Annotated in this window: 1 protein-coding gene; it reads left to right on the top strand. The window is 54.1% G+C overall.

Going from position 1 to position 629, the window contains the following annotated elements; genetic code table 11:
• The first annotated feature begins 167 nt into the window (after positions 1–167).
• Positions 168–536, top strand: a complete 369-nt coding sequence (locus BLX24_RS30980; protein ID WP_071506944.1) for a hypothetical protein — start codon at positions 168–170, stop codon at positions 534–536.
• The last annotated feature ends 93 nt before the right edge of the window (positions 537–629 follow it).

Here is a 629-nt window from a genome sequence, read left to right as displayed (position 1 = left end):
GCGCTCGATGTGGCCTTCAAATACCCCAATGGCGACGTTGACTGGGATCTCCGCCTGTTTGCGCAGTTTGCCCAGCTGATGCCTGAAACTGTCTGGGGAGGTAATTTCAAAAAGAAGGATGGCCCGCATTTCGAACTGCCAAACTGGAAAACCCGTGTCACCGGAAAATGAACTACCTGCAACTGATCATCAACTTTCTGAAGGGAGCAACCGCCAAATTCGGCACTACCACCAACCTGCTGCGGGAAATCATCCTGTCGGTTGTCACTGCCGTGGTTGTGGCCGTTGCCGTGAACTCTCTGACACCAACTCAGGATGTGGTGTCGGATCTGAAAGAGGTCATCACCGTGATCCGGCGCAACCAGCATCAGGCTGATTCGGTAAGCTACTCCCTGAATCTGTCGGTGCTGCACCGGCGGATCGACTCACTCAAAACGGCAATCATTCTCCAGCATGAACAGGACTCTATTCAGTATAACCATCGCCTTTCTGATCTGGATGCCATGCGCCGGATCAATGGCGCAATCCGGCGGTGACAGCGCTGCCGTGGTGCAGCAATTTATCTGGAATGCGAAGCCCATACTCGACAGCCTGACCAAGCTTCACTTCCGGACCATACTGCTGGGCCA

The sequence above is a fragment of the Arsenicibacter rosenii genome (assembly GCF_001870735.1).
GTDB classification, from domain to species: domain Bacteria; phylum Bacteroidota; class Bacteroidia; order Cytophagales; family Spirosomataceae; genus Arsenicibacter; species Arsenicibacter rosenii.
This window is presented reverse-complemented; position numbering and strand designations above follow the sequence as displayed.

Excerpts from the sequence above, each read along its gene's own strand:
- BLX24_RS30980 (WP_071506944.1), top strand. The coding sequence starts at position 168 with ATGAACTACCTGCAACTGATCATCAACTTTCTGAAGGGAGCAACCGCC.